The 17,774-nt window shown below is 61.8% G+C and carries 14 protein-coding genes and 1 pseudogene; 4 read left to right on the top strand and 11 right to left on the bottom strand.

Going from position 1 to position 17,774, the window contains the following annotated elements; genetic code table 11:
- Window positions 1–38: 38 nt before the first annotated feature.
- Together rpsG and rpsL are read right to left on the bottom strand one after the other, a co-directional pair.
- Window positions 39–509, bottom strand: coding sequence for a 30S ribosomal protein S7 (gene rpsG, locus GSQ79_RS14490; protein ID WP_158809412.1), 471 nt, complete (start codon window positions 507–509; stop codon window positions 39–41).
- Between the two features lie 98 nt (window positions 510–607).
- Window positions 608–979 (bottom strand): 30S ribosomal protein S12, encoded by a 372-nt coding sequence (gene rpsL / locus GSQ79_RS14495; RefSeq protein ID WP_158809413.1) that lies wholly within the window; start codon window positions 977–979, stop codon window positions 608–610.
- 602 nt (window positions 980–1,581) lie between these two features.
- Between rpsL and GSQ79_RS14500 the strand changes: the two genes are divergently transcribed.
- Window positions 1,582–2,529 (top strand): antibiotic biosynthesis monooxygenase, encoded by a 948-nt coding sequence (locus tag GSQ79_RS14500; protein ID WP_158809414.1) that lies wholly within the window; start codon window positions 1,582–1,584, stop codon window positions 2,527–2,529.
- A gap of 61 nt (window positions 2,530–2,590) precedes the next feature.
- Window positions 2,591–3,073, top strand: a complete 483-nt coding sequence (locus GSQ79_RS14505; protein WP_174243221.1) for a nucleoside deaminase — start codon at window positions 2,591–2,593, stop codon at window positions 3,071–3,073.
- Window positions 3,074–3,178: 105 nt separating this feature from the next.
- On the opposite strand, the gene rpoC is transcribed toward GSQ79_RS14505, so the two are convergent.
- The 9 genes from rpoC to GSQ79_RS14550 form a co-directional block, all read right to left on the bottom strand.
- The gene (rpoC, locus tag GSQ79_RS14510; RefSeq protein ID WP_158809416.1) at window positions 3,179–7,399 is read right to left on the bottom strand and encodes a DNA-directed RNA polymerase subunit beta'; all 4,221 of its coding nucleotides are present in this window, start codon (window positions 7,397–7,399) and stop codon (window positions 3,179–3,181) included.
- Window positions 7,400–7,522: 123 nt separating this feature from the next.
- A complete protein-coding gene (gene rpoB, locus GSQ79_RS14515) occupies window positions 7,523–11,659 on the bottom strand; it encodes a DNA-directed RNA polymerase subunit beta (RefSeq protein WP_158809417.1) in 4,137 nt (1,378 codons plus the stop codon).
- 266 nt (window positions 11,660–11,925) lie between these two features.
- Window positions 11,926–12,300: a 50S ribosomal protein L7/L12 gene (gene rplL / locus GSQ79_RS14520; RefSeq protein ID WP_158809418.1), complete on the bottom strand. Its 375-nt coding sequence runs from the start codon at window positions 12,298–12,300 to the stop codon at window positions 11,926–11,928.
- Window positions 12,301–12,372: 72 nt separating this feature from the next.
- Entirely contained in the window at window positions 12,373–12,894 is a 522-nt protein-coding gene (rplJ, locus tag GSQ79_RS14525; RefSeq protein WP_158809419.1) for a 50S ribosomal protein L10, read from the bottom strand.
- A gap of 543 nt (window positions 12,895–13,437) precedes the next feature.
- Window positions 13,438–14,145 (bottom strand): 50S ribosomal protein L1, encoded by a 708-nt coding sequence (rplA, locus tag GSQ79_RS14530; protein ID WP_158809420.1) that lies wholly within the window; start codon window positions 14,143–14,145, stop codon window positions 13,438–13,440.
- A gap of 2 nt (window positions 14,146–14,147) precedes the next feature.
- A complete protein-coding gene (rplK, locus tag GSQ79_RS14535) occupies window positions 14,148–14,579 on the bottom strand; it encodes a 50S ribosomal protein L11 (protein ID WP_158809421.1) in 432 nt (143 codons plus the stop codon).
- Window positions 14,580–14,785: 206 nt separating this feature from the next.
- The gene (gene nusG / locus GSQ79_RS14540; RefSeq protein ID WP_158809422.1) at window positions 14,786–15,319 is read right to left on the bottom strand and encodes a transcription termination/antitermination protein NusG; all 534 of its coding nucleotides are present in this window, start codon (window positions 15,317–15,319) and stop codon (window positions 14,786–14,788) included.
- Window positions 15,320–15,339: 20 nt separating this feature from the next.
- Window positions 15,340–15,531, bottom strand: a complete 192-nt coding sequence (secE, locus tag GSQ79_RS14545) for a preprotein translocase subunit SecE (RefSeq protein WP_158809423.1) — start codon at window positions 15,529–15,531, stop codon at window positions 15,340–15,342.
- A gap of 196 nt (window positions 15,532–15,727) precedes the next feature.
- A complete protein-coding gene (locus GSQ79_RS14550) occupies window positions 15,728–15,982 on the bottom strand; it encodes a hypothetical protein (protein ID WP_158809424.1) in 255 nt (84 codons plus the stop codon).
- 136 nt (window positions 15,983–16,118) lie between these two features.
- Between GSQ79_RS14550 and GSQ79_RS14555 the strand changes: the two genes are divergently transcribed.
- Together GSQ79_RS14555 and GSQ79_RS29570 are read left to right on the top strand one after the other, a co-directional pair.
- Window positions 16,119–17,474 (top strand): PotD/PotF family extracellular solute-binding protein, encoded by a 1,356-nt coding sequence (locus GSQ79_RS14555; RefSeq protein WP_158809425.1) that lies wholly within the window; start codon window positions 16,119–16,121, stop codon window positions 17,472–17,474.
- A gap of 81 nt (window positions 17,475–17,555) precedes the next feature.
- Window positions 17,556–17,774: pseudogene (locus GSQ79_RS29570) on the top strand (ABC transporter permease); the annotation flags it as partial.

Here is a 17,774-nt window from a genome sequence, read left to right on the forward strand (position 1 = left end):
TCCTTAGAAGCGCGTCAGCGCCGCTTTGTGGAAGTCGGTTACCAGCGGTAATGCGAGAAGGCGCGGTTGGCTTCCGCCATCCGGTGCGTGTCTTCACGCTTCTTGACGGCATTGCCACGGTTGTTCGCGGCGTCCATGAGCTCGGCGGAAAGCCGGTCGACCATGGTCTTGTCGTTGCGGCCGCGAGCGGCGGTGATGATCCAGCGAATGGCGAGCGCCTGGCGACGCTCGAGGCGAACCTCCACCGGAACCTGGTAGGTGGCGCCGCCGACGCGGCGCGACCGGACTTCGATCGCCGGCGCTACGTTTTCCAACGCCTGCTTGAAGATCGGAAGCGGCTCGTTGCGCGAACGGCTCTCGATCGCGTCGAAGGCCCCGTAGACGATCGCTTCGGCGGTCGACTTCTTGCCGTCGTACATGATCGAGTTCATGAACTTGGTGAGGATCACGTCCCCGTACTTGGCGTCCGGGATGATATCCCGCTTCTCGGCACTATGGCGGCGCGACATGTCGCTCGTCCTATTTCTTAAAATCGAATGGAGAGGCCGAAACGAATTCCGGCCAGGGCCTTGTCATTGACGTCCGGCTTGGTTCGGACGCCGCCTTCTTACTTCGGACGCTTGGCGCCGTACTTGGACCGGCGCTGCTTGCGGTTCTTGACACCCTGGGTATCGAGAACGCCGCGCAGGATGTGGTAGCGCACGCCGGGAAGATCCTTGACGCGGCCGCCGCGGATCATGACCACGGAATGCTCTTGCAGGTTATGACCTTCGCCGGGGATGTACCCGATGACTTCGAAGCCATTGGTCAGACGCACCTTGGCGACCTTACGAAGCGCCGAGTTCGGCTTCTTCGGGGTCGTCGTATAGACACGCGTGCAGACGCCACGCTTCTGCGGGCAGGCCTCGAGATGACGGGCCTTTTCGCGGTAGGTGCTCGCCACGCGTGGCTTGCGGATCAACTGGCTAATCGTCGGCATATGTTTTCCGTCGGCCCTGTCTTGGCACCGGCGCCTCTTTCGAGGCGTTCGATGCCGTAATTGATTCGATACGTCCAAACGCAAACGGTCAGCACCATCCGCCCTCAAGGGCTTCGGTACTGACAAAGAGCAGAGGACCTCAGGCCGGAGCCGGAGTTCGTGCAATCGAGAGACAGACGGCACGCCGCCTGTCAAAATGACTTCTCAGTCGCTGAAACCGGGAGCGTTTAGACCACATATGTTCAGGACGCGTCGTCCGGAAGTGAAGGTCTACTGCCTCTCGAAAGTAGGCGGACCATATGGGCGAGTCGGCGGAGCGTCAAGCGTGATGTTTATTCGCGGCTCAGGATTTATACAGAAACCGAGTCACGGCCTACGCGAGCCGGCACCGCATTGCTCTGCGTCGCATAACGAAGCCTGCGCTTTTGCTCGCTCCCGATCCCATCAGGAAACAATGTTCAAGGACATGCCCTGTTTAAGGACATGCCTTAATCGACCATACATCGTGAATCGGTGAGACCACTTTCCCGGTTTAACATTCCAGCGTTTATTGCAGACATCGGGGTCTTATGCATCCCGCTCATGCATCGGCGAAGTCTTCCATGACCGGATTGAGCACGGCCGGTGTCACTGCGATCTCGACCCGAGTCGGCATTCGCACCGAGGCCGCTGCCGGCTTCGCGGTATGGCAAGCCAGCCTCACGCGTGCCGCGGGAGCCGCTCCGGGCTTCGTCAACATCGAGATCGCGCCGGCGTTTCTCGGTTCGAGCGACTGGCAGATCGTCCAGCGTTTCCAATCCGCGGACCTGCTGATCCTCTGGCGCGCATCGCCCACGCGCGCCAAGCTGTTTGCTGATCTTGCGGCGCTCCAGACCCCGGCCCTTGCAGCCCTCCAGGACGAAGCGGCCCCTGATGTCCACGCCCTCTATTGCGTCACGGAAGTTATTACGACCGTCGTCGCGCCAGGCAAGGAAGAGATCTATCGAACCTGGACGGAATCGGTCCAGGCGGCACAGGCGACGTTCCCCGGCTACATGGGCACGCTCGTCCAGGCGCCCTTGTCGGCCGACATTCCTTACTGGACGACGCTTGTTCGCTTCGCCACGACCGGCGAACTGGATGCTTGGCTCGGGTCGGCACAACGCAAGGCGATCATCGATTCCGCCGCGCCGGATGTTTCGACCTGGAAGAGCCAGCGCATCAACGGCGCTTTCGAAGGGTGGTTTGCTTCAAACAGCGGGTCCACAACGGCACCGGCGGCATGGAAACAGACAGCCCTCGTCCTGCTCGTCCTCTTCCCCGTGGTGATGCTTGAGATCAAGTTTCTAAGCCCCTACCTCGCCGGGCTCCATGTCACCATCGCCACCTTCATCGGCAACGCCATCAGCGTGTCGCTGGTGTCCTGGCCGCTGATGAATGTCGCAGTCGCGGGGCTGGGGTGGTGGCTTCGCCCTGCCCCGGCCCGGCGTCTCGCCATCGAGACGGCGGGCGCCTGTGTGGTGCTCGCGCTCTACGCCTCGGAGATTCTTGGTTTTAGCCTGCTGTTCTGAGCCTGGCTGGAAAGAGGCGGCCTCGAAGGATCGAGGCTGCGTTTGTGGGAAGGACATGAGCATGACGGACGACGACAAGGCATTCATGACGCGCGCGATCTATCTGTCGGAAAAGACCTCCCTGATCGACAGTGCCGGCGGCGTCTTCGGGACGGTGATCGTTCAGGATGGGAAGATCCTGGCAGAAGGCGCAAACCGCGTCGTCGCCGAAAACGACCCGACCTGGCACGGCGAAATCGAAGCCATCCGCAACGCCTGCAAAAAGGAAGGCAGTTTTAAGCTGCGCAACGCCACTCTCTACACCAGCGCCGAACCCTGCCCGATGTGCATGGCGGCGGCCTACTGGGCCGGCATCGAGAAGATCTACTACGCCTCGACCAACGGCGACGCTCTGGAATACGGCGATTTCGACGACAGCCTGATTTACCGGGAACTGAAGAAACCGGTCAGCGACCGCTCGATCTCGTGCACCCAGATCATGCGCGACGAAGCCGTGGCGGTCTGGAAGCAGTACAAGGTGAAGGCGGACCGGGTTCCCTACTGAACAGCCCGCTTCATTTCATAGCCCTGGCTAGCCGGGCGCAAACACCAAAAAGGGCCCGTGTTTCCACGGGCCCTTTGTTCGTCCAACGCTCTAAAGCGCTGCGCTTTACTCTGCCGCAGGCAGCGCGGTGAGGCGCTTCGGCTGATAGTTGGCGGCAGCGTTCTCGTTCTGCGCCAAAATCATCTCGTCGCGGATCGCGGCAATCTTGCGGAGCTTGGCCATGGCGGCGCCGGTTCCGGCCGGAATGAGACGACCGACGATGACGTTTTCCTTCAGGCCCTCGAGCGTATCCGCCTTGCCGTTGACCGCCGCTTCCGTGAGGACGCGAGTGGTTTCCTGAAAGGAAGCCGCCGAGATGAAAGACCGCGTCTGCAGCGAAGCCTTGGTGATGCCGAGCAGGACAGGGGTGCCGACGGCGATCTTGCCGTTGGTTTCCTTGACCTTGTTGTTGGCGGCTTCGAGGTCGTACTGGTCGACCTGTTCGCCCGACAGGAACTCGGTATCGCCGGGATCGGTGATATCGACCTTCTGCAGCATCTGACGGACAATCACCTCGATGTGCTTGTCGTTGATGGCCACGCCCTGGAGCCGATAGACTTCCTGGATTTCGTTGACGAGGTAAGCGGCAAGCTCCTCCACGCCCTTGATCGCCAGAATGTCGTGCGGCGCCGGATTGCCGTCGACGATGTAATCGCCCTTTTCCACGACGTCGCCGTCCTGGAGATGGATGTGCTTGCCCTTCGGGATCATGTACTCGATCGACTCCGCCCCTTCTTCGTGCGGGATGATCGCAAGACGCGTCTTGTTCTTGTAATCCTTGCCGAATTGCACGATGCCCGAGGCTTCCGCGATGATCGCATGGTCCTTCGGACGGCGCGCTTCGAAGAGCTCCGCGACACGCGGCAGACCGCCGGTGATGTCGCGGGTTTTTGCCGAATCCATCGAGATACGCGCGATGATATCGCCCGCCTTGACCGTCTGGCCGGGATCGACGCCGATGATCGAGTCGACGGGCAGGATGTAGCGGGCTTCGCCGCCGCGCGACACCTTGCCGATCTTGCCGTCCGCGCCCTTGACGACCATCGCCGGCTTCAGCGTGGCTGAGCGCTGGTTGAGGCGGTAGTCCATCACGAGACGCTTGGCGATGCCGGTCGCCTCGTCGATAGCTTCCGACATGGACGATCCGTCGACGAGATCCTCGTAGCCGATGACGCCGTCGATTTCGGTCATGATCGGGCGGGTGTAGGGGTCCCACTCGGCCAGACGCTGGCCGCGCTTCACCTGGTCGCCCTCTTCCACCTTCACGCGTGCGCCATACTGGACGCGATGGACCGCGCGCTCGACGCCGTCCGACCCCTCGATCGCGATCGCGACGTTTCGCGCCATGACCATCAGGTCGCCTTCGCCGTTGCGGGCGAGATGGCGATTGCGGATCCGCACCGTGCCGTCGAAGTTCGACTCGATGAAGGAGCTGTCGGCGATCTGCGCCGCGCCGCCGATGTGGAAGGTACGCATGGTCAACTGCGTACCCGGCTCCCCGATCGACTGCGCCGCGATGACGCCGACGGCCTCGCCCATGTTGACGGGCGTGCCGCGGGCCAGATCGCGACCGTAGCACTTGCCGCAGACGCCGTTCTTGGCCTCGCAGGTCAGCACCGAGCGGATCTTCACTTCCTGGATGCCGGCCGCATTGATGCGGTCCATATGCCATTCTTCGATCATGATGCCGGCCGGCACGATGATCGTGCCGTCGAGCTCCTTGAGGTCTTCGGTCGTGGTGCGGCCGAGGATACGCGTGGCGAGCGAGGCGACGACCGTGCCGGCGTCCATGATCGCGCGCATCTTGATGCCGTTGTCCGACCCGCAGTCGACGATCGTGATGATCGAATCCTGCGCGACATCGACGAGGCGGCGCGTCAGATAGCCGGAGTTGGCGGTCTTCAGAGCCGTATCGGCGAGACCCTTACGGGCGCCATGGGTCGAGTTGAAGTATTCGAGGACGGTCAGACCTTCCTTGAAGTTCGAGATGATCGGCGTCTCGATGATCTCGCCCGACGGCTTGGCCATCAGACCGCGCATGGCGGCAAGCTGCTTCATCTGCGTGGGCGAGCCACGCGCTCCCGAATGCGCCATCATGTAGATGGAGTTGATCGGCTTATCGCGACCGTGCTCGTCCTTATGCACGGCCGAGATGCGGATCATCATCTCTTCGGCGAGCTTGTCCGAGCACTTGGCCCACGCGTCGACGACCTTGTTGTACTTCTCGCCCTGGGTGATCAGGCCGTCGTTGTACTGCTGCTCGTATTCCTTCGCGAGCGCCGAGGTGTCGGCGATGATCTTGGGCTTGGTCTCCGGCACGAGCATGTCGTCCTTGCCGAAGGAGATGCCGGCCTTGAACGCCTCGCGGAAGCCGAGCGCCATGATCCGGTCGCAGAAGATCACCGTCTCCTTTTGACCGCACTGGCGGTAGACGATGTCGATCATCCCCGAGATCTCTTTCTTCGTCATCAACTTGTTGGCGACGTCGAAGGGGATCTTGCGGTGCTCGGGCAGCAACTGCCCGAGGATCATGCGGCCAGGCGTCGTGTCGAAGATCTTGGCGACGCGCTCGCCGTTCTCGTCATAGGTCCACAGACGGCCCTTGATCTTGGTGTGCAGGGTCACCGTCTTGGCGGCCAAGGCATGTTCGACCTCGCCCATGTCCGAGAAGATGCCGGACAGCGGCGCCTTGGTCTTCGGATCCTCGAAGTACTGGCCCGGCTCGCCGTCACGGACGAGCGAGACGTAGTACAGGCCAAGCACGATATCCTGGCTCGGCACGATGATCGGCAGACCATTGGCCGGGTGCAGGATGTTGTTCGTCGACATCATCAGCACGCGGGCTTCGAGCTGGGCTTCCAACGACAGCGGCACGTGGACGGCCATCTGATCGCCGTCGAAGTCGGCGTTGAAGGCCGCGCAGACAAGCGGATGCAGCTGGATCGCCTTGCCTTCGATCAGCTTCGGCTCGAAAGCCTGGATGCCGAGACGATGCAGGGTCGGGGCGCGGTTCAGCATGATCGGGTGTTCGCGGATGACCTCGTCGAGGATATCCCAAACCTCCGGCTTCTCCTTCTCGACCAGCTTCTTCGCCTGTTTGACGGTCGCGGAAAGGCCCTTCGCGTCGAGACGCGAATAGATGAACGGCTTGAACAGCTCGAGCGCCATCTTCTTCGGCAGGCCGCACTGGTGCAGCTTCAGGTCGGGACCGACGACGATGACGGACCGGCCGGAGTAATCGACGCGCTTGCCGAGAAGGTTCTGACGGAAACGACCCTGCTTGCCCTTGAGCATGTCGGCGAGCGACTTCAGCGGACGCTTGTTCGCACCGGTGATGACGCGACCGCGGCGACCGTTGTCGAACAGCGCGTCAACCGCCTCCTGAAGCATGCGCTTCTCGTTGCGGATGATGATGTCCGGCGCGCGCAGGTCGATCAGCCGCTTCAGGCGGTTGTTGCGGTTGATGACGCGACGGTAGAGGTCGTTGAGATCGGACGTGGCGAAGCGGCCGCCGTCCAGCGGGACGAGCGGGCGGAGATCCGGGGGGATCACCGGCACTTCGGTCAAAATCATCCACTCGGGCTTGTTGCCCGAATGCATGAAGGCCTCGATGATCTTCAGGCGCTTGGCGAGCTTCTTGGGCTTCAGCTCGGTCGTCGACTCGGCGATCTCGACCTTGAGACGCTCGGCGATGCCGGAAAGATCCATGTTGCGCAGGATCTCACGGATCGCCTCGGCGCCGATCAGCGCGGTGAAGGAATCCTGGCCATATTCGTCCTGCGCGCGAAGATAGTCTTCCTCGTTCAGAAGCTGGCGGTCCTTCATCGGCGTCAGGCCGGGGTCGAGCACGATGTAGGATTCGAAGTAGAGAATCCGCTCGAGGTCCTTCAGCGTCATGTCGAGCAGGAGCCCGATGCGCGACGGCAGCGACTTCAGGAACCAGATGTGTGCGACGGGCGCCGCGAGCGAGATGTGGCCCATGCGCTCGCGCCGGACGCGCGACAGCGTGACTTCGACGCCGCACTTTTCGCAGATGACGCCCTTGTATTTCATCCGCTTGTACTTGCCGCACAAGCACTCGTAGTCCTTGATCGGCCCGAAGATGCGGGCGCAGAACAGGCCGTCGCGCTCGGGCTTGAAGGTCCGGTAGTTGATCGTCTCGGGCTTCTTGATCTCGCCGAACGACCAGGACAGAATCTTCTCAGGGCTCGCAATGGAGATCTGGATCTGGTCGAACGCCTGAGGCTGGACGACCGGATTGAAGAGATTCATGACCTCTTGATTCATGGTGTTCTCCTTATGCGCAGTCATCGGCTTGGGCGCGCACGACGGACCGCTAGGATTTCAAACTTGTAGACACGCAAACGAGCGAGGCGCGGTTGGCGCGCCTCGCTTTAGGTTTGAACTTGGTTATTCGGCCGCTTCGGCGGTCGGCAGCGCGTCCGGATCGATCTTCGGACGCGAGGTCAGTTCGACGTTCAGGCCGAGCGAGCGCATTTCCTTGACGAGCACGTTGAAGCTCTCAGGGATACCGGACTCGAACGTATCGTCGCCGCGCACGATGGACTCGTAGACCTTGGTGCGGCCGGCGACGTCGTCGGACTTCACCGTCAACATCTCCTGCAACGTGTAGGCTGCGCCGTAGGCTTCAAGGGCCCACACCTCCATCTCACCGAAGCGCTGGCCACCGAACTGCGCCTTACCACCGAGCGGCTGCTGGGTGACCAAGCTGTAGGGACCGATCGACCGGGCGTGGATCTTGTCGTCCACGAGATGGTGAAGCTTCAGCATATAGATGTAGCCGACCGTCACCTTACGATCGAACTGCTCACCCGAGCGGCCATCGTAGAGCACCGACTGACCCGAGGCATCGAGACCCGCCTGCTCCAGCATCGTGACGATGTCCGGCTCATGCGCGCCATCGAAGACCGGCGTCGCGATCGGAATGCCGCGGCGCAGGTTCTCGCCGACTTCGACGACGGTCTCGTCGTCAAGGCCTTCCAGTTGCTCGTTGGAGCCGTAGATCTCCTTGAGCTTGGCCCGCAGCGGCGCCGTATCCTGGTTGCGCATGTAGGCGTTGACCGTCTCGGCGACCTGCTTACCGAGGCCGGCGCAGGCCCAGCCGAGATGCGTCTCGAGGATCTGACCAACGTTCATGCGCGAGGGCACGCCGAGCGGGTTGAGCACGATGTCGACCGGCGTACCGTCCGCGAGGAACGGCATGTCTTCCTGCGGCACGATCTTCGAGACAACGCCCTTGTTGCCGTGACGACCGGCCATCTTGTCGCCGGGCTGGATCTTGCGCTTCACCGCGACGAAGACCTTGACCATCTTCATCACGCCGGGCGGCAGTTCGTCGCCGCGCTGCAGCTTTTCGACCTTGTCGAGGAAGCGGCTTTCGAGACCCTTCTTCGACTCGTCGTACTGCTTCCGCATCGCTTCGAGTTCGGCCATCACGGCATCGTCGTCGAGCGCGAACGTCCACCACTGGGAGCGCGGATATTCTTCCACGATCTCCTTGGAGAGGACGGTGTCGCGCTTGAACCCCTTCGGGCCGGCGATCGCCTTCTGGCCCGACAGGATGTCGACGAGGCGCGTGTAGACGTTGCGGTCGAGGATCGCGAGTTCGTCGTCACGATCCTTGGCGAGCCGCTCGATCTCTTCGCGCTCGATCGCCTGGGCGCGTTCGTCCTTGTCGACGCCATGACGGTTGAACACGCGCACTTCCACGATCGTACCCTGCACACCTGGCGGCACGCGGAGCGAGGTATCGCGGACGTCGGAGGCCTTTTCGCCAAAGATGGCGCGCAGAAGCTTCTCTTCCGGCGTCATCGGGCTTTCGCCCTTTGGCGTGATCTTGCCGCACAGAATGTCGCCAGCCTGCACTTCGGCGCCGATGTAGACGATGCCGGCTTCGTCGAGGTTTTTGAGCGCCTCTTCCGACACGTTCGGAATGTCGCGGGTGATTTCTTCCGGGCCGAGCTTGGTGTCGCGGGCCATCACCTCGAACTCATCGATGTGGATCGACGTGAACACGTCGTCCTTCACGATGCGCTCGTTGAGCAGGATGGAATCCTCGAAGTTGTAGCCGTTCCACGGCATGAACGCGACGAGCACGTTGCGGCCGAGCGCGAGATCGCCGAGGTCGGTCGACGGACCGTCCGCCAGAATCTCGCCCTTGCGGACGAAGTCGCCGACGCGAACGAGCGGCTTCTGGTTGACGCAGGTCGACTGGTTCGAACGCTGGAACTTCATCAGACGGTAGATGTCGACGCCCGGACGACCCGCCGTGTTGTCTTCCGTGGCGCGCACGACGATACGGGTCGCGTCGACCTGGTCGACGTAACCGGTCCGCCGCGCCGCGATGGCGGCGCCGGAGTCGCGTGCGACGATGGCTTCCATGCCGGTGCCCACAAGCGGAGCATCGGCCTTCACCAGCGGCACGGCCTGGCGCTGCATGTTCGAGCCCATGAGGGCGCGGTTCGCGTCATCGTTCTCGAGGAACGGGATGAGCGCGGCAGCAACCGAGACGAGCTGCTTCGGCGACACGTCCATGAAGTCGACGCGGTCGCGCGGCACCATCATGACGTCACCCGAGTGACGGCAGACCACGAGGTCTTCCGTCAGGGTGTTGCCCTTGTCCATCGGCGCGTCGGCCTGCGCGACGTAGTATTTGCTCTCTTCCATCGCCGACAGATAGTTCACCTCGTCGGTGACGTGGCCGTCCTTGACGCGACGGTACGGGCTCTCGATGAAGCCGTACTTGTTGACGCGGGCGAAGGTCGCGAGCGAGTTGATCAGACCGATGTTCGGGCCTTCCGGCGTCTCGATCGGGCAGATGCGGCCGTAGTGAGTCGGATGCACGTCGCGCACTTCGAAGCCGGCGCGCTCGCGGGTCAGACCACCAGGACCGAGCGCCGAGAGGCGGCGCTTGTGGGTGATTTCCGACAGCGGGTTGGTCTGATCCATGAACTGCGACAGCTGCGACGAGCCGAAGAACTCGCGCACGGCAGCGGCCGCCGGCTTGGCGTTGATCAGATCCTGCGGCATGACCGTGTCGATATCGACCGAGGACATGCGCTCCTTGATGGCGCGCTCCATGCGGAGCAGACCCAGACGATACTGGTTCTCCATGAGCTCGCCGACCGAGCGGACGCGCCGGTTGCCGAGATGATCGATGTCATCGATCTCGCCACGGCCGTCGCGCAGGTCCACGAGAGCGCGGACAACGGCAAGGATATCCTCCTTGCGCAGCGCACGCTGGGTGTCCGGCGCATCGAGGTCCATGCGCATGTTCATCTTGACGCGGCCGACCGCGGAGAGGTCGTAGCGCTCGGGATCGAAGAACAGCGAGTGGAACATGTTCTCGGCCGTCTCGAGCGTCGGCGGCTCGCCGGGACGCATGACGCGATAGATGTCGAACAGCGCCTCTTCGCGCGAGTGGTTCTTGTCGACCGCCAGCGTGTTGCGGATGTAGGGGCCGATGTTGATGTGATCGATGTCGAGAAGCGGCAGCTCCTCGAAACCAGCCTCGATCAGCGCCTGGAGCGACTTCGCCGTGATCTCTTCGCCCGCCTCAGCGAAGATTTCGCCGGTCTGCGGGTTGTAGATGTCATTGGCGATGTACTGGCCGTAGAGATCGTCGTCGGCCGCGCGCAAGAACTTGACGCCCCGCTCCTGGAGCTGGCGAGCGGTGCGGACGGTGAGCTTCTTGCCGGTCTCGAGGACCACGTCGCCGGTCTCGGCATCGATCAGGTCGGTCGAGGTTTTCATGCCCTTCATGCGCTCGGGGTTGAATGGATAGCGCCAGCCATCCTTCTCCCGCTCGAACGAGATGGTCTTGTAGAAGGTCGAGAGAATCTCCTCGCCGTCCATGCCGAGCGCATAGAGCAACGACGTCCCCGGGATCTTCCGGCGGCGATCGATACGGGCGTAGACGATGTCCTTGGCGTCGAACTCGATGTCGAGCCACGAGCCGCGATAGGGAATGATGCGGGCGGCGAACAGCAGCTTGCCCGACGAGTGGCTCTTGCCCTTGTCGTGATCGAAGAAGACGCCCGGCGAGCGGTGCATTTGCGAGACGATCACGCGCTCGGTGCCGTTGACGATAAAGGTACCGTTCATCGTCATGAACGGCATATCGCCCATATAGACGTCCTGCTCCTTGATGTCCTTGACCGACCGGGCGCCGGTGTCGGGATCCACATCGAACACGATGAGGCGCAGCGTCACCTTCAATGGCGCAGCAAACGTCATGCCGCGCTGGCGGCACTCGTCGACGTCATACTTCGGCTGTTCGAACTCGTATTTGACGAACTCGAGAAGCGCGGTATTGGAGAAATCGGAGATCGGGAAGACGGATTTGAAGACCGACTGCAGGCCCTCGTCCAGGCGGCCGCCCTCGGGGACGTCGACGATCAGGAACTGGTCGTAAGAGGCCTTCTGGACCTCGATGAGGTTCGGCATCTCGGCGACTTCGCGGATATGGCCGAAGACCTTGCGAACACGCTTGCGGCCACTGAAAGTCTGCGCGTTATGATGGGCCATGTCGCTCCTCGCACTGTTTGATAGGGGCGATCCCAGCCGGGGTCTGACCCTGGGGACCTGCCGCGCATCCCGTCGGATGCCCTAAACTGACGCGTTAGTTTCCGAGACGGTCGAACCCAGCGGGTCGAGATCCCAGCGCAGCCCACATGGCCGCAAACGCAAAAGCCGAAAGGCCGTTAGGCCTTCCGGGACGAACCGACAGGCTTGGACGAATGCCCAAGCCTGTCCGAATTGTTGGAAGATGACCCGGGCAAGCCCGGCTCTGACTACTTGAGTTCCACCTTCGCGCCAGCCTTCTCGAGCTGGGCCTTGATCTTCTCGGCGTCGTCCTTGGTCGCGCCTTCCTTGACGGCCTTCGGAGCGCCTTCGACGAGGTCCTTGGCTTCCTTCAGGCCGAGGCCCGTGATCGCGCGGACTTCCTTAATCACTTCGATCTTCTTGTCGCCGATAGCGGTCAGCATGACCGTGAACTCGGTCTGCTCTTCGACGGCAGCGGCCGGGCCGGCGGCGGGACCGGCGGCGACGGCGACAGCCGCAGCGGCGGAAACGCCCCACTTCTCTTCGAGCAGCTTCGCGAGTTCAGCGGCTTCGAGAACGGTCAAGGCGGAGAGGTCGTCGACGATCTTTTCGAGGTTTGCCATGATGTTGATCCTTTAATGGGTCGATGATTTGGTTCGATTGAAGCCGGGTGAGGCTTCGGAGTCTTGTGAGGCTCAGGCCGCTTCCTTGTCTTTTTCCGCGTAGGCGGCAAAGACGCGCGCAAGCTTGGCAGCCGGCGCGGTTGAAAGCTGGGCGATCTTGGTCGCAGGCGCCACGAGGAGACCCACGAGCTTGGCCCGCAGTTCGTCGAGCGACGGCATGGTCGCAAGCGACTTGACCGAGTCAGGAGTAAGCGCGGTTTGACCCATCGCGCCGCCGAGGATGACGAGCTTGTCGAATTCCTTGGCGAAGGCGACCGCAACCTTGGGTGCGGCAACCGGATCGTCCGAGTAGGCGATCAGGGTCGGGCCGGTCATGAGACCGGTGATGGACGCGCTCGACGTCCCTTCTAGAGCGATTTTCACAAGACGATTTTTAGCGACCTGTACCTTGGCTCCAGCATCGCGCATCCGCTTACGCAGATTTTGCATCTGGGCCACTGTCAGGCCGGAATAGTGAGCCACGACCACAACGGACGTCGTCGTAAAGACGTCGTTCAATGCGGTGACAGCTACCTTTTTTTCCGCTCTGTCCACAGTGCTTCTCCTGGAGATCATTCTCCTGGAGCGGGCTTCAGAACCCGCCGGTTGCAGAAACCGCCCTGATCGGGGATGATCCTAAGATCGACCCGTTTCGAAGCGGCGCGGCGCCTGTCCCCGGAACGGCATGGCGCCGGACCGGACAGAAGGATCGAACCAAAATCGACGAGCACGAAGCAAAGCCCCGCGCTCTAAAATCCGGCTTTCCCCGTCTATGCTGGCCTCTGTCGATCGTCCGGTGGAACCGGATGGCCTTCAGAAAATTAAGCGAACGCAGACCGAAGGATGCGAACGCGCCGGCAGTCTAGGACAGGACGTGGCCGGTTAAGACGCAGAGCGAACCCCGCATCTTTCCGGCCAATCCAACTTCAACAGCCAAGCGCCCCACGCACTGATCTCGTAATCGAGGTCGATGCGAGGAACGGAATGACAGTGAAGTATCTCATGTGAGCTTTCTTGGGTGGCGCATGCGCCGACCCGAGCTGTCTACCTAACCTCTCGGCAAAGAATTGCCAAGAGGTTATTTTCAGTTTGTCAAGATCAGCCTTGCGAACCTGTGGACACGGTCGAGGTATCGACCTTCACACCGGGACCCATCGTCGAGGAGATCGCGACGCGCTGAAGGTACGTGCCCTTGGCGCCCTGCGGTTTGGCCTTCGACACCGCATCCACGAACGCCATGATGTTGGCGACGAGCTGTTCGTCGGTGAACGACGACTTGCCGACGCTGCCCTGGATGATCCCGGCCTTCTCGACGCGGAACTCGACGGCGCCGCCCTTGGACGCCTTGACCGCGGAGGTCACGTCCATGGTCACGGTGCCGACCTTCGGGTTCGGCATCATGCCGCGCGGGCCGAGCACCTTACCGAGGCGACCGACGAGCGGCATCATGTCCGGGGTCGCGATGCATCGATCGAAGTCGATCGTGCCGCCCTGAACGATGGCGACGAGTTCTTCGGCGCCGACGACATCGGCGCCGGCGGCGCGGGCTTCGTCAGCCTTGCCGCCACGGGCGAAAACGGCGACGCGCAGGACGCGGCCGGTGCCGTTCGGCAGGTTAACCACGCCGCGGACCATCTGGTCGGCATGCTTGGGGTCGACGCCGAGGTTCATCGCGATTTCGACGGTCTCGTCGAACTTCGCGCTGGCGCGTTCCTTGACCAGCTTGACGGCCTGATCGACGGGATAGAGCTTGATGCGATCGATACCCTCGCGGGCTTTGACGACGCGCTTTCCAACATGTGCCATGATTAACCCACCACCTCGAGGCCCATCGAACGGGCGGAACCTTCAATCATCGCGGACGCCGCTTCGATGCTGGCGCAGTTGAGATCGGGCATCTTCTTGGTGGCGATCTCGTTGATCTGAGCGCGCGTGACCTTGCCGACGAAGCCGCCCTTGCTGGGGGTCTTCGAGCCCGACTTAATGCCCGACGCCTGCTTCAGATAGAAGGAGACCGGCGGCTGCTTCATCTCGAAGGTGAAGGAGCGATCCTGGAACGCGGTGATGACCACCGGGATCGGCGTGCCCTTCTCCATCTGCTGGGTCTTCGCGTTGAAGGCCTTGCAGAATTCCATGATATTGAGGCCGCGCTGACCGAGCGCGGGACCGATCGGCGGCGACGGATTGGCGGAGCCCGCCGGCACCTGCAGTTTGATGTAACCCGTTATCTTCTTCGCCATTTTTCTCTCCTTTATCGTGGTGCGACGATGGCTCGTCTCCCACGAGGGTTGCCTTCTCCATCAAACGGAGAAGGGTTCGAATGAAGCGACGCGGATATGTGCCCGGTGCTTCAACCTGAAGCGAGACCTTGCGGCGCCGCCCTCGTCTAGCCTCGCTGAAGCGAAGGCCACCCTCTCCCGCAAGCGGGAGAGAAAATCCGTGGTCGTTAGACGATCTTTTCGACCTGCGTGTATTCCAGTTCGACCGGCGTGGCGCGGCCGAAGATCGACACGGCAACCTTGACGCGCGAACGGCTCTCGTCGACTTCCTCGACAATGCCGTTGAACGAGGCAAACGGGCCATCGGCGACACGCACGGACTCGCCGATCTCGAACGAAATGGACGCCTTCGGGCGCTCGACACCATCGGCCACCTGGCCCTTGATGCGGTCGGCTTCGGCATCCGAGATCGGCACAGGACGCTTGTCGGCGCCCAAAAATCCCGTGACCTTCGGGGTGTTCTTGATGAGATGATAGATATCATCTGAAAGATCGCACTTCACCAGTACATAGCCTGGAAAGAACTTGCGCTCGGCGTTGATCTTGCGGCCCTTGCGGATCTCGACGACCTGCTCCGTCGGCACCAAAATCTCGTCGAACTTATCCTCGAGCTTGCGCTGGACGGCTTGCTCGCGAATCGAGGCGGCGACCTTCTTCTCGAAGTTGGAATGGGCGTGGACGATGTACCAACGCTTGTTCATGGAAGCGGTCATATCCTGTCTCAATGGCCGAGGCTGAGGACGAAGGTGATCAGGATGTGAATGCCCTGGTCAGCGGCGAAGAGAAACAGACTGGCGAAGACGCACATGACGATCACGAGCGCGGTCGTGATCAGGGTCTCGCGCCGGTTCGGCCACGTGACCTTGTTGGCTTCCTGCCGAACTTCCTGCAAAAACTGAAACGGATTGGCCATAGGCTCGAATCATGTGCTGGGACGCACGCCGCGGACGAATCATGAGACGCAGCGGTCTCGAGACAATCACGCAAACGCAAAAAGTCGTGGCGCGGAACCGGTTGGTCCGCGCCACAAACCTTGCTCTTAAAGAGAGTCCCATAGAGTGGCAAGCAAGAAATGCTGTAGCCGCCATACGGACGATGATGCGCCCCGCCTACGCATAGGCGTTGACGATCGCCGTAAGCATCACGGCTATGGCTTTTTCACCGCGGCCGCTGGCCAGAGCCGCGAGCTCGGCGATCAGCTCGAACAGATAGGCCCGGTCTTCGGCCTCATGCGGCGATGATATCTGTTGCGCGTCGACGGTCATCAGAGTCCGCGTCATGGCTTTGTCAACCAACCGATCTGCTATCGAGAGTCGCACCGCCCGGCAGTATAACAACCCAAGGTTGATAATTGCAATCGACATGTTCCGCTCATGCCGCTACGGCATAGCTTTTGCCAAGCCTCTCACGCGGCGAAGCTTAGCGGTGCCATGTTTTAAGTGGCATCGCCGCTGTTCGCAGTCCGGATTTTGATTTGCGGCAAGGACGGGGAAGCAGCTCATGACAGTGATCGATCCGACAAACCACCAGGCGGTCGACGCGCCTGCGGAGTCGACGACCGGCCCAACCGTCGGCGTCAACCGTCGCGGCTTCATCAAGGCGGGCGCGGCCACAGCGGGCGCGGCGATCGGTTCCGGAGCGATCACCGGCTTCCCGACGATCTGGGCCCAAGAGATCAAGGACATCGAGCTGCGCCACGTCGGCGTGTCCTACTCGGTGGTCAAGGCGATCGGCGACCAAGCCTCGAAAGACCTCGGCTTCAAGGTCACGATGCAGAACCTCGATACGTCCGCCGCCATCAACCGGTTCATCACGCAGCCGAACACGGTCGACATCGCCGACCTCGAGGGATGGCAAGCCAAGCTCGCGGCGCGTCGCGGCGTGATCCAGGGCATCGAAGCCAAGAAGATCAAGGAATTCGACAACTTCCTGCCGATCTTCACCAAGGGCGAGTTCGAGGGTCACAAGGTCTCGCGCCAGGGCATCTCGCCTTTCGAAGCGCTGTACCTGCCCTCCGCTGACTCCAAGGAACTGCACGACGGCGTCAGCGACTGGCTGACCAACGTGCCGCAGGTCTACAACGCGGATTCGATGGGCTACCGCCCCGATCTCGTCGGCCACACCGTCACCGCCTGGAAGGACCTGATCGACCCGAAGTTCAAGGGCAAGGCCGCCATCCTCGACGTGCCCGCGATCGGCATCATGGACGCCGCGCTGTGCTTCGAGAGCGCCGGGCTGATCAAGTACGGCAACAAGGGTAACATGACGAAGCAAGAGATCGACTTCACCTGCGACAAGCTGATCGAGTTGAAGAAGGCGGGCCAGTTCCGCGCCACCTGGACCACCTTCGACCAGTCGGTGCAGCTGATGGCGGCCGGCGAAGTCGTGATCCAGTCGATGTGGTCGCCGGCGGTTGCCGCGGTCCGCGTCAAGCAGATCCCCTGCACCTATGCGGCGGTCAACATCAAGGACGGCAAGGAAGGCTATCGCGGTTGGTGCAACGGCATGGGCCTGATGAAGCACCTTACCGGCAAGAAGCTCGAAGCCGCCTACGAATACATGAACTGGTACATGTCGGGCTGGCAGGGCGCGTTCGTCAGCCGCTACGGCTATTACAGCCCCGTCCCGTCGACCGCGAAAAAGTTCATGACGCCGGCGGAATACGCCTTTTGGTACGAAGGCAAGCCTGCCCCCGAGGCGATCACCGATCCCTACGGCGTCCCGATGGAGAAGGTCGGCACGGTGCGCGACGGCGGCTCCTTCACCGAGCGCGTGACCAACATCTCGTGCTGGAACACGCTGATGGACGAGGCCGCCTACATGAACAAGCGCTGGAACGACTTTAAGGTCGCTTGAGCCGATTGTCCCGTCGGTCCAGCATCTTATGGGCTGGACCGACGCGCCGTTGCATGTGTCGAATTTTCCGGGACGGTCCGAATGCGCTTCCGCCGAGCCGTCGTCAGCTGGCTCTACATATCCCCGCTCGTTCTCGTCCTGATTCCGTTTTTCGTGCTGCCGATCATGGTCGTGCTGGTGGCGAGCGTGTTCGAGACGGATGGGTTCGGCGGCCTGATCCCGACCTTCACGCTCTCGAACTATGCCAGCGTACTCACCTCCGGGCTGACGCTGAACCTCTATCTCGCCACCTTGAAATTC

Source organism: Beijerinckia sp. L45, from assembly GCF_009765775.1.
Taxonomy (GTDB): domain Bacteria; phylum Pseudomonadota; class Alphaproteobacteria; order Rhizobiales; family Beijerinckiaceae; genus RH-AL1.

Excerpts from the sequence above, each read along its gene's own strand:
- rpoC (WP_158809416.1), bottom strand. The coding sequence starts at position 7,399 with ATGAATCAAGAGGTCATGAATCTCTTCAATCCGGTCGTCCAGCCTCAG.
- GSQ79_RS14550 (WP_158809424.1), bottom strand. The coding sequence starts at position 15,982 with ATGTCGATTGCAATTATCAACCTTGGGTTGTTATACTGCCGGGCGGTG.
- GSQ79_RS14555 (WP_158809425.1), top strand. The coding sequence starts at position 16,119 with ATGACAGTGATCGATCCGACAAACCACCAGGCGGTCGACGCGCCTGCG.
- rpsG (WP_158809412.1), bottom strand. The coding sequence starts at position 509 with ATGTCGCGCCGCCATAGTGCCGAGAAGCGGGATATCATCCCGGACGCC.
- GSQ79_RS14500 (WP_158809414.1), top strand. The coding sequence starts at position 1,582 with ATGACCGGATTGAGCACGGCCGGTGTCACTGCGATCTCGACCCGAGTC.
- rplL (WP_158809418.1), bottom strand. The coding sequence starts at position 12,300 with ATGGCAAACCTCGAAAAGATCGTCGACGACCTCTCCGCCTTGACCGTT.
- rplA (WP_158809420.1), bottom strand. The coding sequence starts at position 14,145 with ATGGCACATGTTGGAAAGCGCGTCGTCAAAGCCCGCGAGGGTATCGAT.
- secE (WP_158809423.1), bottom strand. The coding sequence starts at position 15,531 with ATGGCCAATCCGTTTCAGTTTTTGCAGGAAGTTCGGCAGGAAGCCAAC.
- rplK (WP_158809421.1), bottom strand. The coding sequence starts at position 14,579 with ATGGCGAAGAAGATAACGGGTTACATCAAACTGCAGGTGCCGGCGGGC.
- rpsL (WP_158809413.1), bottom strand. The coding sequence starts at position 979 with ATGCCGACGATTAGCCAGTTGATCCGCAAGCCACGCGTGGCGAGCACC.
- GSQ79_RS14505 (WP_174243221.1), top strand. The coding sequence starts at position 2,591 with ATGACGGACGACGACAAGGCATTCATGACGCGCGCGATCTATCTGTCG.
- nusG (WP_158809422.1), bottom strand. The coding sequence starts at position 15,319 with ATGAACAAGCGTTGGTACATCGTCCACGCCCATTCCAACTTCGAGAAG.
- rpoB (WP_158809417.1), bottom strand. The coding sequence starts at position 11,659 with ATGGCCCATCATAACGCGCAGACTTTCAGTGGCCGCAAGCGTGTTCGC.